A 15,932-nucleotide genomic window follows, 5' to 3' on the forward strand; every position below is an offset into this window, starting at 1 on the left:
TCCACGGCTATATTCCGAGCGGGGCTCGGGCCTGGGGACGCCGATGCCGCTTCCGGCATGCTGACGGCGGATGCCACCCGCGCGCGGTGTTCAGCCCTGATCGGCGTCGTGCGGCGGCGCCTTCGGGAGGATGCTGTCCGAGACGTACGGCACGCGCACCTTTGCGGCCACGACCGCGTCGATGACGAGCGATCCGACGACGCCGACGATGACGCTGCCGAAGAGGATCGGCGGATTGACCCACGGCTGGTCCTTCAGGATGAAGCCGAGGACGAGGAACAGGACGAACTTCACCAGCCAGCTGCCCATCACCACCCCGAACAGGATGCCGACGAAGAACTCCTGTCCGGACCAGCGGTTCGCGAAGAGGATGCTCACCGAGGTGATGCCGAGGAAGACGAGGGCCATGGCCGTGCCGATGAGCGCGCTCGTGAGCCCGCGGGTCCCGTCGACGCTCCACCCGACCACTCCCCCGACCACCGCGATGACGAGCGCGAGCAACGCGCTGTACTTGAGGGCCGTGCTGAAGACCCGGTTGGCGCTCGAATGCGAGCCGGCCTTGGCGGGAGGAGTCATGGGTGCTGGTCCTTCTTGGCGAGAGAGTCGAGGGTGTCGAGGGTGTCGCCGCTCACGGGCGCCTCCGGGTCGCGCTGAACGGAGGCCTCGTCGAGGCGATCGTACAGCGCCGACCCGGGAGCCCCGTCAGCGTCCGATACCGCCCGCTGGGCGAGACGGTCGGCGCGCCGGCGGCGACCGATGGGCAACAGGGTGAACACGGTGCACGAGAGGACGCCCACGGTGACGAACAGCAGCGCCATCCAGGACGGGACCGCGAAGAACGCGAGACAGCCGACGGAGATGACGACCGTCCACCCGTAGAAGATGAGCACGGCGTGCACCTGGCTGTGTCCGAGGTCCAAGAGGCGGTGGTGGAGGTGCATCCGGTCGGCGCTGAACGGCGACTTCCCGGCCCGGAGGCGTCTGAGCACCGCCAGGACGAAGTCCGCGAGCGGCACGACCAGGATCGCGAACGGCAGCAGGATCGGGATGAACGCCGGGAGCAGCTGGGTACGCCCCAGGGCGGCCGGGTCGACCTGCCCGGTGACGGCGGCCGCCGAGGTCGCCATGAGCAGTCCGACGAGGAGCGCTCCGGCATCCCCCATGAACAACCGCGCCGGGTGCCAGTTGAGTGGGAGGAACCCGAGGCAGGCTCCGACGAGGATGGCCGCGATCAGCGAGGCGAGGTTGAAGTAGTCGCTCGCCCCCGTCGAGGTCACGAGCAACTGGGTATAGACGAAGAACACCGTGTTGGCGATGATCGCGACGCCCGCGACGAGGCCGTCGAGGCCGTCGACGAAGTTGATCGCGTTCATGACGAGGACGATCGCGAAGACCGTCATCGAGAAGGACACCCAGGAGGAGCCGACGGTCAGCCCGCCGATCGGCAGCGAGTAGATCTGCACACCGAGCCAGGCGACCAGTCCGGCCGCCATGAACTGCGCGGCCAGTTTGATCATCCAGTCGAGGTCCCACAGGTCGTCCGCGACCCCGATGCCCACGATGAAGAGGGCCGCACCGAGGATGGCGAGGACGGGCTCCGGGTCCGCGAACACGAGGTCGAAGAACGGGAGCTGCCAGGCGACACCGAACGCGATGAGGATCCCGATGAACATCGCGACGCCACCGAGGCGGGGCGTCGGCGTCTGGTGGACGTCGCGCTCGCGGATCGGCGGGTGCAGACCGTACTTGACCCCGACGCGTCGTGCGAGGTGCGCGAAGCCGAACGTGATGCCAGCGCTCACGACGAGCACGATGAGGTACCCGGAGAACTGGTTCATCGCTCGCTGAGGTCTGGCAGGAGCTCCCCCACCACGTCCCGGATCGCCTCGCGGGACACGGCGCCGTCGCGCAGGACGACGAGCCGTTCGTCGGCGGTGCCGAGCCTCGTGGCGTCGACGATGGTGGACGACACCTCCCCGCCGGCACCGCCGTCGAGGTATACGGACACCGAGTCGCCGAGCATCTCGAGCGCGGCCGCAGCGGACGTCGCGGCCGGTCTGCCGGTGAGGTTGGCCGAGGAGACCGCCAGTGGGCCCGTGTCCTGGAGCAGTTCGAGGGTCACCGGGTTCGACGGCATGCGGAGCGCGACCGTCCCGGCGGTCTCCCCGAGGTCCCAGGCGAGCGACGGCTGGGCTTCGAGCACGATCGTCAGACCGCCAGGCCAGAACGCCTCGACGAGCCGGTGCACGGCGTCGGGGACGGACGCCGCCAGCGCCTCGAGCGTGTTCACGCCGGAGACGAGGACCGGCGGCGGGGACTGACGGGTGCGCCCCTTGGCGTCGAGCAGGCGCTGGACGGCGGTCGGCGAGAACGCATCGGCCGCCAGGCCGTAGACCGTGTCGGTCGGCAGCACGACGAGTTCACCGCGTGCCAGGGCCGTCCGGGCCAGGCGCATCCCGGCGAGCAACTGCGCGTGATCCTGGCAATCGAAGGTCTGCGACATGAGCGTGGTCCTGGCTGGGCGGGGCCGCCGATCAGTGATCAGACGGCCGGATGATCGGGGTGACGACGCTCAATCATAGCCTCGGGCGTCGGGCGAGCAGTCGAGGGGAGCCCAGGTAGGCGGCGAGGACGAGCAGGATCCCGAGCACGGCGAGCACCTGGAAGGGGAACGCCGCCGTCGCCACGACGACCCCGAGGAGGCCGGTCGCGAGCGTCGCGACACTGACGACGGCCGCGGAACCGAGGTGCCCGAGGCCACCAGCGGCGAGACGCTGGTAGACGTGGCTGCGGTGCGCTTCGTGGAGCGGCTCCCCCCGACGCCAGCGCGCGATGATCGTCGTCCCGGTGTCCGCCACGTAGACGAGTACCGGTCCGATCAGCGCGATGAAGGACACCCCGCTGAAGGCCGCGTAGACGGCGACCGCGACGAGGGATCCACCGAGCAGGTAACTGCCGACGTCGCCGAGGAACATGCGTCGCTTCGCCAGGTTCCAGGGCAGGAATCCGAGGAACGCGGCCGCCACGACGAGACCGGCCGCGGTCACCCCCGGCAGCCCGGCCGCCGCGCCGAGGCCGGCGTAGAACCCGCCGACCACCGTGCCGTGCAACGAGGAGATGCCGTTCACGCCATCCATGAAGTTCGCGATGTTCGTATACGCGACGAGGGCGACGATGCCGAGGGGGATCCACCAGAACGACGCCGACATGGACACGACGAGCACCCACGTGGCGAGCAGCCCGAGGACCACCTGCAGGCCGAACCGGACCCGGACCGGGAGCCCGCGGACGTCCTCGACGGCACCGATCGCCGCGTTGAGCACCGAGATGCCGGCGACGATCCAGAGCGGCAGGCTCTGGAAGACCACGGCAGCCGTACCGAGGCCGACCGCGACGGCGATCGCCACGCCGATGCCGCCGCCACGGATGGTGGGCGTGACGTGCATCGAACGGTGGTTCGGAGTGTCGACGACCGAACGGTGGATGAGGATCGGGCGGATGACGAGTTGCGACAGCAGACTCACGACGAGCGCGACGACCCCCGCCAGCACGGCAGCGGTCATTGCACCAGGTGGTGCGTCTCGACGCATTCCTCGGAGATCGCCTCTCGCCAGACCGCGATGTCGAGCATGGCCGGATCCAGCGGTTGGATGCGCGTGTGCGAGACCTTCGGGTGCTTCGAACGGTCGGCGATCTCATCGGTGTCGATGAGGACCTCGTGCAGCTTCTCGCCGTGGCGGAGTCCGGTGTACACGATCTCGACGTCCTTCCCGGACGCGGCGATCATGCGCTTGGCGACGTCGAGGATGCGGACCGGTCGTCCCATGTCGAGGATGAGGACCTCTCCCGGGTCGCCGATGGCGCCGGCCTGGATAACGAGCTTCGACGCCTCTGGGATCGTCATGAAGAACCGGGTGACGTCGGGGTGCGTGACCGTCACGGGGCCTCCGGCCTCGATCTGGGCGGTGAACGCGGGGATCGCGGAGCCTCGGCTCCCGATCACGTTGCCGAACCGCACGGACAGGTAGCGGGAGTCGGTCTCCTGTGCGCTCATCCAGGCGGTGAGCTTCTCAGCGATGCGCTTGCTGTACCCGAGGACGGTCGTGGGGTTCGCCGCCTTGTCGGTGGAGATGTTCACGAAGGTGCCGACGCCGACGGCCCTCGCGGCGTTCAACACGTTCAGCGTGCCGAGCACGTTGTTCTTCCACGCCTCGTCCGGATACTGCTCCAGCATGGGCGCGTGCTTCAGCGCCGCCGCGTGGAACACGACGTCCGGGCGGCGGTCCTCGAAGACCTCCAGGAGGGAGGGGAAGTCGCGGATGTCGGCGAGCACGACCTCCTTCGTGTCGAGCAGCCCGTGCCCGGAGATCGAGAGCTGGGTGGTGTGGAGACCCGTCTCGTCGCGGTCGAGGAGGACGAGCTCGGCCGGTCCGAACTGGTTGACCTGCCGTGCGATCTCCGAGCCGATCGACCCGCCAGCACCGGTGACGAGGACGCGCTTGCCCGTCAGGTACCCGGCGATGCTCTCCACCTGCAGGTCGACCGTGTTGCGGCCGATGAAGTCCTCGACGTTCAGGTCGCGGAGGCTCGGCGCGCTCTCGGCGGTGCCCGGCGCGAGCATGGTGTCGATGGGCGGGACCACCAGGACGCGGAGGCGAGCCTCGTCGGCCCGCTCGCTGACCTGGCGGATGAAGTCGTTGTCGACGTCCGCGATGCTGATGATGATCGCCTGCGCTCCGGTGCGCTTGACCGCCGCGACGAGGTCGGCGCCGGTGCCGACGACGGCCACGGAGGCTATCCGGAAGTTGCGCTTCGACGGGTCGTCGTCGATGACGCCGACGGGCAGGTACGGCGACTGCGGGTCGCGCATGAGGCGCGGGATGATCGACATGCCGAGCGCGCCGGCCCCGTAGACGAGGACCCGCTGCGCCTCGATCGGGCGGCTGCGGCTGTCGACGAAGAGCCGCTTCACGTACCGGGTGATACCCATGAACACGATCGCGAACGGGAAGGCGATGACCGTGGTCGACCGCGGGACCCCCCAGGCGACACCGAACACGGCGTTGACGGCGACGAGGATCGCCGTGACGATCAGGGCGACGACGATCAGTTGTTTCGCCTCGTAGAAACTGCCGAAACTGTGGAGCCCGTGGTAGTAGCTCCACAGGTAGGCCACCACGAGCTGGGCGACCACCGCGATGACGCACAGGGCGACGGTGCCGACGAGGGCGACCCGCTCGTACTCGAGTTCGAAGCGGACCAGCTGGGCCACCACGATGGCGAGGACCCAGCACAGTGCGTCGAGGGCCGTCTTCGCCGCGAAGCGGGGTCCGGGCGCCTGTGTCCATCTACGGGGGGCGTCGGGGAGAGTGGGGGTCATAACCTGTCAATCCTACCGATCGTCGGCTTCGCGTTGGCTGCGGACGGGCTGCGCGTCGGCAGGGTCGCCTGGGCGTGCACGCTCCGCGGCGAGCGCCGCGATCGAGGCCCGGAGGCCGTCGTCGGTGGCCACCGGCATGCGGTCGCTGCCGAGCGCGGCGAGCAGACGGGCGCCGGAGACCCGGTAGTCCTGGGTGAGCTTGCCCAGGCGAGCGGTGTTGAGGGGCACCACGGGGACGCGGTCCCCCACGGCGGCTGCGAGTCGCACGAGTGCGGGTGGCAGCGCGAGGCGTCTGACCCGGCGACCGGTGACCTCGCTGATGAGGGTGACGAGGTGGCCCGTCGAGACGGGTTCGTCGTCCGCGACGAGGTAGACCCCGGTCGGCACCGCAGGCGTCTCGATGATGCTCCTGATCGCCCACGCGAGGTTCTGGATGGACACGAAGCTGCGCGCGTTGCGGAAGGCGTCGAGTGGGTACGGGATGCCTCGGGACAGCAGCCCGAACAGCAGGCGGAGGTTCCCCTTGTCCCCCGGGCCGTGGACCATCGTCGGCCGGAGGACGATCGTCCGACGCCCCGCCGGGGGTTCGACCGCGAGCAGCAGACGTTCGGCCGCGAGCTTGGACAGGCCGTACGGGGTCGTCGGGCGGGGTTCCGCCGACTCGTCCAGCACACCCTCCACGCTCGTCTCGTTCACCGCTGCGACACTGCTCAACTGGATGAACGTGGACGCGTCCGAGGCGAGGAACGCGACGTAGGCGCGCTCGGCGAGGTCCGTGTTGATGCGGCGGTACACCTCGGGTCCGGCCGTGCCGTCGAGGTCGTGCGCTTTGCCGGCGAGGTGGACGACGGCGTCGATGCCGGCCGGGAAGGGCTCCCCCGTCCATCCGCGCAGGGAGAACGGCACGACCTCGTGGCCCGCGTCTTCGAGGACGGGGACGAGGTTCGTCCCGATGAAGCCGGTCGCACCGGTCACGAGTACGCGGCTCATCGGCCGAACCACCCCCACGTGCGGAAGTACACGAAGGCTCCCTGGATCGAGTACCACATCAGTTTCCGGTTGTGATGGGACCCCTTCGCGAAGTGGTGGTGGATCGTCGCCCCCGGGTAGTACGCGGTGCGGGACACCTGGAGGAAGCGACGCGTCAGGTCGGCGTCCTCGATGTACATGAAGATGCGTTCGTCGAAGAAGCCGACGCGGTGCAGGGTCGAGGTGCGCAGGAACATGAAGCAGCCGGAGAGGTACGGCACGTCGAACATGGTCTTGTCGTAGTCGTGCGCCGGGTTCTCGTCGATGTCGCGGTACTCGTACCTGGCCATGCGCTTCGCGACCAGCGGCTTCAGCGGCCCGGGGAGGAATCGTCGGGCGAACAGGTCGAAGACGGAGGGGTTGCGCTTCACCAGGTACTGGAGCGACCCGTCCGGGTACAGCACCTTGGGCATGACATGGCCGACCTCGGGGTGCTCGAGCATGAACTCGTAGAGTTCCTCGATCGCCGACGGCTCGAAGTAGACGTCCGGGTTGACGACCATGTGGAACTTCGAGCGCCCGAGGACCTTGGCGATGGCGATGTTGTGGGCGGCGCCGAACCCCGGGTTCGACGGGTTGTGCAGGTACTCGATGCGCGGGTCGTCCGCGAGGTCGCGCAACTCGTCCGTCGGGGAGTTGTCCACGAGGTACAGCGTCTCGACGAGGGGGCTCCCGAGCGTCGAACGGATGGCCGCACGCAGTTTGTCGCGATCGTTCTGGTACATGACGATGCACCCGGTCACTGGACGGTCCACGGTCCACCCTCTCCGGCAGCGGGACGGCACCACCGAGACACGACGGACGTGGGCCCGGCGCGCGTCGTCAGTCTACGTGCTGCCCGGTCGTGGCCCGGGAGCCGCGGGCCGCATACTGGAGAGGTGCCAGAGCGTGTGTTCTTCTTCGACTGCGACAAGACCCTGTACGACTACGACTTCCGGAAGCGCCTCCCCGCGCTCGCCCGCCTGACGGGTGTCAGCCAGTACCGCCTGGCCAAGCAGTGGTGGGTCGGCGGCCACGAGGCGGCAGCCAATATCGGCGAATACCCGACGAGCGACGACTACTTGGCCGTGTTCGCCGAGGTGACCGGGTACCCACTCTCCCTCGACGAGTGGCGGGAGGCGAGGGCGGCGGCCATGACGCCGGTCCCCGGTGCGCTCGCGACCCTCCGACGAGCCGCCTCCCTCGGGACCGTCTCGCTCCTGTCGAACAACCCGATCCCGTTCCGCGACTCCTTCGCACAGCTGGCACCGGAGGCGGCCGCCCTCCTCGGCGAGAACGACCTCGTGTCCGCCGTGCTCGGTGCCGAGAAACCCGAACCGCGGATCTACACGAGGGCCCTCAGCCGCTACGGCGTGGCGCCGGAGCGGGCGATCCTCATCGACGACTCCGCAGCGAACTGCGCGGGGGCCACCGCCATCGGCATGCACGCCTTCCACCTCACGAAGGACGCTTCGGGCACGTTCGACATCGCGGGACTCGACGCGGCGGTCGACGCCTTCGTGGCCGCCACACCCTGACCCTGCCGCCCTTCGACAGGCTCAGGGACCGGAAGCGGCTCAGAGACCGGAAGCGGCTCAGAGACCGGAAGCGGCTCAGAGACCGGAGGAGGCTCAGGGACCGGAGGTCGTGAGAGCCGGGTCAGCGGATCGCGATGGTGGTGCGGTCGCGCGTGGTGAGGTCGCGGTGCGTCGCAGCGGCGTTCCAGCCGTCGGCCGTGAGGAGCTCGCGGATCGCCTGCCCCTGGAGTTCTCCGTGCTCGATGATGAGCGTGCCGCCGCGATGGAGCAGGCGCTTGGCCGTCGTGGAGACCTGTCGGACGACGTCGAGACCGTCCGGACCGCCGTACAGGGCGGCGGAGGGATCGTGGAACCGGACCTCCGGATCGCGCGGGATCGCATCGTCGGGGACGTACGGCGGGTTCGAGATCACGACATCCACCATGCCGTCGAGCTCGTGGAAGGCGTCGGCCAGGTGCTCGAACACGACCGTCGCGTTGTCGGTGGCCGACTCGGCGAAGTTCTGCTTGGCCCAGATGAACGCCTCGACCGAGTTCTCGGTCGCGTAGATCGCGGCGTTCGGGACCTCGGTGGCCATGGCGAGCGCGATGGCGCCACTCCCGGTGCCGAGGTCGACGCCGATGGGACGCGGGATCGGGACGGCCCGGAGCGCGTCGATCGCGAACTGGACGACGGACTCCGTCTCGGGCCTCGGGACGAAGACGCCCGGGCCGACCGCGAGCTCCATGGAACGGAACGCCGCCCGCCCGGTGATGTGCTGCAACGGCTCGCGTGCCGCGCGACGTTCGACGAGCTCCGCGAACACCGTGCGCTCCTCGGCGTCGAGGACGCGGCCGGTGATGGCCGCGGCCTGGACGGCGCCACGGCCGAGTCCGAGCACGTGACCGAGCAGCAGCTCGGCGTCGACGTCGGGCGACGGGACCGCGGCCCGGGTGAGGATCTCGACGGCGTGCTGGCGCGCGAGGTCGACGGTCGCGGGGTGACCGCCGGACGGGCTGTCGGCGGGAACGGCGGGAGGGGTGCTGGGCATGAGCGAGGTCATCTATTGGGGTGGCCCTGGTCGGATGGGCCGCACCGAGCCTACCTCACAGCCTCGTCGTGGCCGTCGGCCGTCCGGACCCACGTCACACAGGAGGAGCGCCGTCTCCCACGACGTAGGCTGAACCGACCCCGTACGAGGAAGAGGAACACCGTGGCAGGCACTGTCTACACCGACATCACGAAGGCCTACGGGCGCACCCCGCTCGTGCGCCTCAACCGGATCGCCGAGGGCGTCGGTGCGACCGTGCTCGCGAAGCTCGAGTTCTACAACCCGGGGTCGAGTGTGAAGGACCGCCTGGGCATCGCCCTCGTCGACGCGGCGGAGGCCTCCGGGCAGTTGCAGCCCGGCGGCACCATCGTCGAGTCGACGAGTGGCAACACCGGTATCGCCCTCGCCCTCGTCGGCGCGGCCCGCGGGTACCGGGTCATCCTCGCGATGCCCGCGTCCATGAGCAAGGAGCGCCGCATGCTCCTCCGGGCCTACGGGGCGGAGCTCGTCCTCACCGACCCCACCAAGGGCATGGCGAACGCCGTCCAGGAGGCGCAGCGCATCGTCGACGAGACGCCGGGCGCCGTCTGGGTCCGCCAGTTCGAGAACGAGGCGAACCCCGCGATCCACCGCCGGACCACCGCGCCGGAGATCTGGGAGGACACCGGCGGGACCGTCGACGCCTTCGTCGCCGGCATCGGCACGGGCGGGACGATCACCGGCGTCGGCCAGTGGCTCCGTGAACGCAACCCGGACGTCCAGATCATCGCGGTGGAACCCTCCGACTCCCCGCTGCTGAGCGAGGGCCGGGCGGGCGGGCACAAGATCCAGGGCATCGGGCCGAACTTCGTCCCCGACATCCTCGACACCTCCCTCTTCAGCGAGGTCGTCCCGGTCGAGACCGACGTCGCCTACGCGACGGCGAGACGCCTCGCCACGGACGACGGCATCATCGGCGGGATGTCCGCGGGCGCCGCCGTCTGGGCGGCGCTCGAGGTGGGTCGCCGACCGGAGATGGCCGGCAAGACCATCGTGGTGATCATCCCCGACGCCGGCGAGCGCTACCTGTCGACGGCGATGTACGACGACCTCCGCGAGTAGGCTCGACCCATGGGAATGCTGTCGCGGGTCCGCGAGGACATCGGTGCGGCACGAGCCCACGATCCGGCGGCGCGCGGCACCGTCGAGATCGCCCTCAGCTACGCCGGGCTGCACGCCGTGTGGGCACACCGGGTGAACCATCATCTATGGCGCCGCGGCTTCCGGAGCCTCGCCCGCTTCGGTTCGCAGTTCGCCCGATTCCTCACCGGGGTGGAGATCCACCCGGGCGCCCGCATCGGTCGGCGGTTCTTCATCGACCACGGCATGGGCGTCGTCATCGGTGAGACCGCCGAGATCGGCGACGACGTCATGATCTACCACGGCGTCACCCTCGGCGGGAAGAGCCGCGGATCCGGCAAACGGCACCCCACCATCGGCGACGGGGTCGCCGTCGGAGCGGGGGCGAAGATCCTCGGGCCGATCCGCATCGGAGCCGAGACCATCGTCGGCGCGAACGCGGTCGTCACCAAGGCCTGCCCACCGCGCAGCCTGCTGCTCGGCGTGCCGGCGGTCGAACGCCCGCGCAGCAGCGGGGCGCACGGCCTCGCGCTCCTCGACCCCGAGTACCACATCTGATCACGCCGAGCCGTCCGGCTCCTCCCCCGGCGCCCGACGCCTCACCGCGTCCCGCCGCACCCACGCACCTCGAGAGGGCACCATGAGTCTCATCCGTCTGCACGACGTCACCGTCCGCTTCGAGGAACGCCCCGTCCTGCGCGACGTCTACTTCCGTCTCGAACCCGGCGACCGCGTCGGACTGATCGGACGGAACGGTTCCGGCAAGTCCACCCTCCTGAAGCTCGCCCTCGACCAGATCCAGCCGGACTCGGGCACCGTCACCGTCGAGGACGGCACACGGATCGGGTACTTCTCGCAGTTCTCCGAACTCGACGGAAGCGCCACCATCACGGAGGTCCTCGAAGGACTGTTCGCCCACATCCACGCGATCGAGGCGGAGCTCGCGTCGATCGACGCCGCGATCGCCGCCGACCCGAACGACCTCGACGGGATGACGAAGCTCATCGAACGGCAGGCCGAGCTCTTCGAGGAGATGGAGCGCCAGGACGGCTGGGACTACCAGCGCCACATCGACACCGCCCTCACCACACTCGGCTTCGACGCCGCGCGCCGCGTGCTCCCCATCGACGCGCTCTCCGGCGGTTGGCGCAACCGCGCGGCGCTCGCGAAGATCCTCCTCGAGCGCCCGGACGTCCTGCTCCTCGACGAGCCGACGAACTTCCTCGACGTCGCAGGGGTCGAATGGCTCGAATCCTGGTTCGGTTCGTTCCGTGGCGCGGCCATCGTCGTCTCGCACGACCGGACCTTCCTCGACGCCGTGGTCACCCGCATCGTCGAGGTGGAGAACGTCCACCTCCACGACTACCCCGGCAGCTTCGACGAGTACGTCGTGCAGAAGCAGTTCCGGCTGAAGAGCCTCGAGGCCCAGTTCGTCCACGAGTCGGAGCTGCTCGCGTTCGAGGCCGAGGGCATCTCGGACCGACGGGAGGCCGCGAAGGCCGCAGGTAAGAAGGACCTCTCCTCTCAGCTGGCGAAGATCAAGAAGGCCAGGCCACCGCGCCCGGTCGACGACATCATCACCGACATCTACGGCGGCCTGCACATCAAGGACACGCTGTGCCGGATCCAGGGGCTCACGAAGGCCTACGGCGAGCACACCCTCTTCGACGGCTTGGACCTCGAGATCGGCCGCCGCGAACGGATCGTCGTCCACGGACCCAACGGTGCAGGCAAGTCCACCTTCCTCCGCATCCTCGAGGGCGACGAACGCCCGGACGCCGGGCACGTCACCTGGACGGGCGGGGTCCGGTACGCCTCGTACAACCAGATGGTCGAGGACCTCGACCTCACCGACACCGTCGCGCACGCGGTCGGCGCCATGCCCGACAGCCTCGCGTTCGCCGCCACCAAGAAGTCCGTGAACCGCTTCCTCGGGATGTTCCAGTTCTCCGACGCCGACCTCAAACAGAAGATCGGCATGCTCTCCGGCTGTCAGCGCGCCCGCGTGGCTATGGCCCAGTGCCTGCTCTCGGGAGCGTCGGTGCTCCTCCTCGACGAGCCGACGAACCACCTCGACCTCGCGAGCACCCAGGTGATGGAGCGCGCACTCGTGCACTTCCCCGGCGCGATCGTCGTGGTCAGCCACGACCGCTTCTTCGCCGACAAGGTCGCGACGAAGCGCCTGCGCATCGGCTGAGCGCCGCGCCCGTCGACACGCTCAGGGACCAGGGACACGGGTGAACCGCCCTGCTACAAGCTCAGGGAGCAGGGCGGTCCGAGGGGCCGGGGTGGTCAGTCCTGGTCGCCGATGTCGGCCAGACGGGCCTCTTCGTCCGCGGTGATCGCCGACTCGATGATGGGCCCGAGGGCGCCGTTCATGACCCCGTCGAGGTTGTACGCCTTGTACCCGGTCCGGTGGTCGGCGATCCGGTTCTCCGGGAAGTTGTACGTGCGGATGCGCTCGGAACGGTCCATCGTCCGGATCTGCGTCTTGCGCTTCGCGCTGTCGAGGGCGGCCTGCTCCTCCTGCTGGCGCGCGAGGATGCGGGCGCGCAGGACGCGCATGCCGGCCTCACGGTTCTGCAGCTGGCTCTTCTCGTTCTGCATGGACACGACGATGCCCGTCGGCAGGTGGGTGATGCGCACCGCGGAGTCGGTCGTGTTGACGGACTGTCCGCCCGGACCGCTCGAGCGGTAGACGTCGATCTTCAGGTCGTTCTGGCTGATCTCGACCTCCTCGGGCTCGTCGACCTCGGGGAAGACGAGGACACCGGTGGTGGAGGTGTGGATGCGGCCCTGGGACTCGGTCGCCGGGACGCGCTGCACACGGTGGACACCACCCTCGTACTTGAGGTGCGCCCAGACGCCCTGTGAGGGGTCGGTGGCGTTCGACTTGATCGCCACCTGGACGTCCTTGTAGCCGCCCAGATCGCTCTCGGTGCGCTCGAGGAGCTCGGTCTTCCACCCCTTGGACTCCGCGTAGTGCAGGTACATGCGGAGCAGGTCCGCCGCGAACAGCGCGCTCTCCGCACCGCCCTCGCCGCCCTTGATCTCCATGATGACGTCGCGACCGTCGTCGGGGTCGCGCGGGATGAGCAGGCGGCGCAGCTTCTCCTGGTTGGTCACGAGCAGCTCCTCGAGGACCGGCACCTCCTCGGCGAACGCCTCGTCCTCCTTGGCGAGCTCGCGGGCGGCGTCGAGGTCCTCCTGGGTCGACTGCCACGTGTGGTAAGCCGCGATGATCTTGGACAGCTCGGCGTACCGGCGGTTGATCTTCTTCGACCTCGCGGGGTCGGCGTGCACCGCCGGGTCGGCGAGCTGATCCTGGAGATCCTTGTGCTCGGCGACGAGCGTCTCAACTGATTCGAACATCGTTCACTTCCTTCATCACCATCATGCGGCACCGGGGCGAAACAGGACCGACCCCATCCGCACCCGGCGCCACGAGGGCTCCGGGTGCGGATGGGGTCGGTCGGGACCGCTAGCGGTGGTTGTTCTCGTGTCCGTGGCTGTGCGAGGTCGGTGCGGGCATCGACTTCTGCATCTGGACGAGGAACTCCACGTTGGACGTGGTCTCCTTGAGCTTGCCGAGGACGACCTCGAGGGCCTGCTGCTGGTCGAGGCCGGCGAGGGCGCGACGCAGCTTCCAGGTGACCTTGACCTCGTCGGGGGCGAGCAGCATCTCCTCGCGGCGGGTCGAGGACGCGTTGACGTCCACGGCCGGGAAGATCCGCTTGTCGGCGAGCTGGCGCGAGAGACGGAGCTCCGAGTTGCCGGTGCCCTTGAACTCCTCGAAGATGACCTCGTCCATCTTGGACCCGGTCTCGACGAGCGCCGTCGCGAGGATGGTGAGCGAGCCACCGTTCTCGATGTTGCGCGCGGCACCGAAGAAGCGCTTCGGCGGGTACAGCGCCGCAGCGTCGACACCACCGGAGAGGATCCGGCCCGAGGCCGGAGCCGCCAGGTTGTAGGCACGGCCCAGACGCGTGATCGAGTCGAGCAGCACGACGACGTCGTGACCGAGCTCCACGAGACGCTTGGCGCGCTCGATCGCCAGTTCGGCGACCGTGGTGTGGTCCTCCGCCGGGCGGTCGAACGTGGAGGCGATGACCTCGCCCTTCACCGTGCGCTGCATGTCGGTGACCTCTTCAGGCCGCTCGTCGACGAGCACGACCATGAGGTGGACCTCAGGGTTGTTGATCGAGATGGCGTTGGCGATCTGCTGCAGCACGATCGTCTTGCCGGCCTTCGGCGGCGCGACGATGAGGCCACGCTGACCCTTCCCGATCGGGGCGACGAGGTCGATGATGCGCTGCGTGAGCTTGTTCTGCTCCGTCTCGAGACGGAGGCGCTCCTGCGGGTACAGCGGCGTCAGCTTGCCGAACTCCACCCGCGTGCCGGCCTCGTCGACGGACAGACCGTTGACCGAGTCGACCTTGACGATGGCGTTGTACTTCTGACGGCTGCTGCTGTCGTTGTCGCGCGGCTGGCGGATGGCACCGACCACGGCGTCGCCCTTGCGCAGGTGGTACTTCTTGACCTGGCCGAGGGAGACGTAGACGTCGTTCGTGCCGGGCAGGTAGCCGGAGGTGCGCACGAAGGCGTAGTTGTCGAGCACGTCGAGGATGCCGGCGACCGGGATGAGGACGTCGTCCTCGGAGATCTCGGGCTCGACGTCGTCGTTCTGCACGGACCCACGACGCTTGCGGTCGCGGTAGCGGCTGCGGCCACCGCGTCCTTCGGCGTCGTCGCCCTGAGCACCCTGGTTGCCCTGGTTGCCCTGGTTGCCGCGGTTCTGACCGGGCTGCTCCTGCTTCGCTTCGGCCTTCTGACCGGCGTCGGCGTTCTGGTTGCCGGCGTTCTGGCCACCGGCGTTCTGGCCACCGTTGTTCTGTCCACCGTTGTTCTGGTTGCGGCCTCGGCCACGACCGCGGCGTCCGCCGGAGGACTGACCGTCCTGCTGCTCGGCGTCCTGGCTCTGGGACTCGTCGGCATCCGTGCCTGCGGCGTCGTCGTCGGCGGCGTCCTGCTCGGGAGCGTTCTGGGCGGCGCGGTTCTGCTCGCCGCCACCCTGCTCGGCGGCGCTCTGCTCGGCGTCGTCCGTGTTGCGGTCGCGATCGCGGCCACGGCCACGGCGGTTGCCGCGCGAACGCCTCGGGGTCTGCTCGGGCGTCGCCTCGTCGGCGTCGGTGGACTCGGAGGTTCCTGCGGAACGGTCGTCGCGCGACTCGGCGGCGTCGGCCTCGACGGGAGCGGAGAGCTGCGAGCCGTCGGCCTCGGCCGGCGCTGCCGGCTCGGCCGGGGCGGTTGCGGCGGGCGCCTGAGCGACCGGCTCCTGCACTGCGGGTGCCTCGACGACGGGCGCGCCGACGATCGGGGCGGCGTTCGGCGCGACGGTGGCGGTCGTGGCACGACGCGACTTGCGTCGCGCCGGCGGAGCCGCCTTCTCGGCGCCGAAGGCCTGGTCGAGCGCGAGGTCGAGCTCGGGCAGCTTGGACTGCACCGGCGCCTCGGGGGCGACCTCGAGCGCGGAGACCGACTCGATGACGTCGGACGTCTCGGTGGTCGCCGCGGCGGTGTCGGTGCTGTTCTGGATGGTCTGGATGGCTTCGACCAGTTCGCCCTTGCGGAGCTTCGAGGCTCCGGCCACTCCGAGAGCGGCGGCGAGACGCTGGAGGTCGGCGACCTTCAGTGTCTTCGGGTCGGCATCCAGCGAGACGCCGGAGGCGCCTTCGTTGACGTCTGTCACGTGTGTCTTCCTTCCCTTGCGTCGAGACAGAGCTGTCTCGCGCAGGCGGCGATCGCACCGGAATCCTGTGCGGCGGGTGGGTGATGTTCACACGACGCAGAGCCTGTG

Annotated in this window: 14 protein-coding genes; 4 read left to right on the forward strand and 10 right to left on the reverse strand. The window is 69.3% G+C overall.

Going from position 1 to position 15,932, the window contains the following annotated elements:
• Positions 1 to 90: 90 nt before the first annotated feature.
• The 7 genes from ASF68_RS14130 to ASF68_RS14160 all read right to left on the reverse strand — a co-directional run bounded on the left by ASF68_RS14130 (position 91) and on the right by ASF68_RS14160 (position 7,164).
• Positions 91 to 576: a hypothetical protein gene (locus tag ASF68_RS14130; protein ID WP_056012444.1), complete on the reverse strand. Its 486-nt coding sequence runs from the start codon at positions 574 to 576 to the stop codon at positions 91 to 93.
• The gene (locus ASF68_RS14135) at positions 573 to 1,838 is read right to left on the reverse strand and encodes an MraY family glycosyltransferase (RefSeq protein ID WP_082498690.1); all 1,266 of its coding nucleotides are present in this window, start codon (positions 1,836 to 1,838) and stop codon (positions 573 to 575) included. Before ASF68_RS14135 ends, ASF68_RS14130 begins: the two co-directional genes overlap by 4 nt.
• Positions 1,835 to 2,503 (reverse strand): L-threonylcarbamoyladenylate synthase, encoded by a 669-nt coding sequence (locus tag ASF68_RS14140; RefSeq protein WP_056012447.1) that lies wholly within the window; start codon positions 2,501 to 2,503, stop codon positions 1,835 to 1,837. The genes ASF68_RS14135 and ASF68_RS14140 overlap by 4 nt, the downstream gene beginning before the upstream one ends.
• A 73-nt stretch (positions 2,504 to 2,576) precedes the next feature.
• Positions 2,577 to 3,563 (reverse strand): glycosyltransferase family 4 protein, encoded by a 987-nt coding sequence (locus ASF68_RS14145; RefSeq protein WP_056012450.1) that lies wholly within the window; start codon positions 3,561 to 3,563, stop codon positions 2,577 to 2,579.
• A complete protein-coding gene (locus ASF68_RS14150) occupies positions 3,560 to 5,380 on the reverse strand; it encodes a nucleoside-diphosphate sugar epimerase/dehydratase (RefSeq protein ID WP_056012453.1) in 1,821 nt (606 codons plus the stop codon). Before ASF68_RS14150 ends, ASF68_RS14145 begins: the two co-directional genes overlap by 4 nt.
• A 12-nt stretch (positions 5,381 to 5,392) precedes the next feature.
• On the reverse strand, positions 5,393 to 6,370 hold the full coding sequence (locus tag ASF68_RS14155) for an NAD-dependent epimerase/dehydratase family protein (RefSeq protein WP_056012456.1): 978 nt from the start codon (positions 6,368 to 6,370) through the stop codon (positions 5,393 to 5,395).
• Positions 6,367 to 7,164, reverse strand: coding sequence for a glycosyltransferase family 2 protein (locus tag ASF68_RS14160; protein ID WP_157580028.1), 798 nt, complete (start codon positions 7,162 to 7,164; stop codon positions 6,367 to 6,369). The genes ASF68_RS14155 and ASF68_RS14160 overlap by 4 nt, the downstream gene beginning before the upstream one ends.
• A 123-nt stretch (positions 7,165 to 7,287) precedes the next feature.
• On the opposite strand from ASF68_RS14160, the gene ASF68_RS14165 reads away from it, so the two are divergent.
• Positions 7,288 to 7,926: an HAD-IA family hydrolase gene (locus ASF68_RS14165; protein WP_235526834.1), complete on the forward strand. Its 639-nt coding sequence runs from the start codon at positions 7,288 to 7,290 to the stop codon at positions 7,924 to 7,926.
• A gap of 121 nt (positions 7,927 to 8,047) precedes the next feature.
• Here the strand turns inward: ASF68_RS14165 and prmC are convergent, their stop codons facing one another.
• Positions 8,048 to 8,956: a peptide chain release factor N(5)-glutamine methyltransferase gene (prmC, locus tag ASF68_RS14170; RefSeq protein WP_056013403.1), complete on the reverse strand. Its 909-nt coding sequence runs from the start codon at positions 8,954 to 8,956 to the stop codon at positions 8,048 to 8,050.
• 162 nt (positions 8,957 to 9,118) lie between these two features.
• On the opposite strand from prmC, the gene cysK reads away from it, so the two are divergent.
• The 3 genes from cysK to ASF68_RS14185 all read left to right on the forward strand — a co-directional run bounded on the left by cysK (position 9,119) and on the right by ASF68_RS14185 (position 12,272).
• A complete protein-coding gene (gene cysK, locus ASF68_RS14175) occupies positions 9,119 to 10,057 on the forward strand; it encodes a cysteine synthase A (protein WP_056012459.1) in 939 nt (312 codons plus the stop codon).
• 9 nt (positions 10,058 to 10,066) lie between these two features.
• A complete protein-coding gene (epsC, locus tag ASF68_RS14180; RefSeq protein WP_056012462.1) occupies positions 10,067 to 10,633 on the forward strand; it encodes a serine O-acetyltransferase EpsC in 567 nt (188 codons plus the stop codon).
• Positions 10,634 to 10,715: 82 nt separating this feature from the next.
• Positions 10,716 to 12,272, forward strand: coding sequence for an ABC-F family ATP-binding cassette domain-containing protein (locus ASF68_RS14185; protein ID WP_056012465.1), 1,557 nt, complete (start codon positions 10,716 to 10,718; stop codon positions 12,270 to 12,272).
• Positions 12,273 to 12,367: 95 nt separating this feature from the next.
• Here ASF68_RS14185 and prfA read toward each other — a convergent pair whose 3' ends face one another.
• Entirely contained in the window at positions 12,368 to 13,447 is a 1,080-nt protein-coding gene (prfA, locus tag ASF68_RS14190) for a peptide chain release factor 1 (protein WP_056012468.1), read from the reverse strand.
• Between the two features lie 109 nt (positions 13,448 to 13,556).
• Entirely contained in the window at positions 13,557 to 15,824 is a 2,268-nt protein-coding gene (gene rho, locus ASF68_RS14195) for a transcription termination factor Rho (protein WP_056012471.1), read from the reverse strand.
• Positions 15,825 to 15,932 lie beyond the last annotated feature (108 nt).

Source organism: Plantibacter sp. Leaf314 (assembly GCF_001423185.1).
In the GTDB taxonomy this organism is placed as follows: Bacteria; Actinomycetota; Actinomycetes; order Actinomycetales; family Microbacteriaceae; genus Plantibacter.

Excerpts from the sequence above, each read along its gene's own strand:
- ASF68_RS14130 (WP_056012444.1), bottom strand. The coding sequence starts at position 576 with ATGACTCCTCCCGCCAAGGCCGGCTCGCATTCGAGCGCCAACCGGGTC.
- prmC (WP_056013403.1), bottom strand. The coding sequence starts at position 8,956 with ATGCCCAGCACCCCTCCCGCCGTTCCCGCCGACAGCCCGTCCGGCGGT.
- ASF68_RS14145 (WP_056012450.1), bottom strand. The coding sequence starts at position 3,563 with ATGACCGCTGCCGTGCTGGCGGGGGTCGTCGCGCTCGTCGTGAGTCTG.
- prfA (WP_056012468.1), bottom strand. The coding sequence starts at position 13,447 with ATGTTCGAATCAGTTGAGACGCTCGTCGCCGAGCACAAGGATCTCCAG.
- ASF68_RS14155 (WP_056012456.1), bottom strand. The coding sequence starts at position 6,370 with ATGAGCCGCGTACTCGTGACCGGTGCGACCGGCTTCATCGGGACGAAC.
- ASF68_RS14185 (WP_056012465.1), top strand. The coding sequence starts at position 10,716 with ATGAGTCTCATCCGTCTGCACGACGTCACCGTCCGCTTCGAGGAACGC.
- ASF68_RS14140 (WP_056012447.1), bottom strand. The coding sequence starts at position 2,503 with ATGTCGCAGACCTTCGATTGCCAGGATCACGCGCAGTTGCTCGCCGGG.
- epsC (WP_056012462.1), top strand. The coding sequence starts at position 10,067 with ATGGGAATGCTGTCGCGGGTCCGCGAGGACATCGGTGCGGCACGAGCC.
- ASF68_RS14150 (WP_056012453.1), bottom strand. The coding sequence starts at position 5,380 with ATGACCCCCACTCTCCCCGACGCCCCCCGTAGATGGACACAGGCGCCC.
- ASF68_RS14135 (WP_082498690.1), bottom strand. The coding sequence starts at position 1,838 with ATGAACCAGTTCTCCGGGTACCTCATCGTGCTCGTCGTGAGCGCTGGC.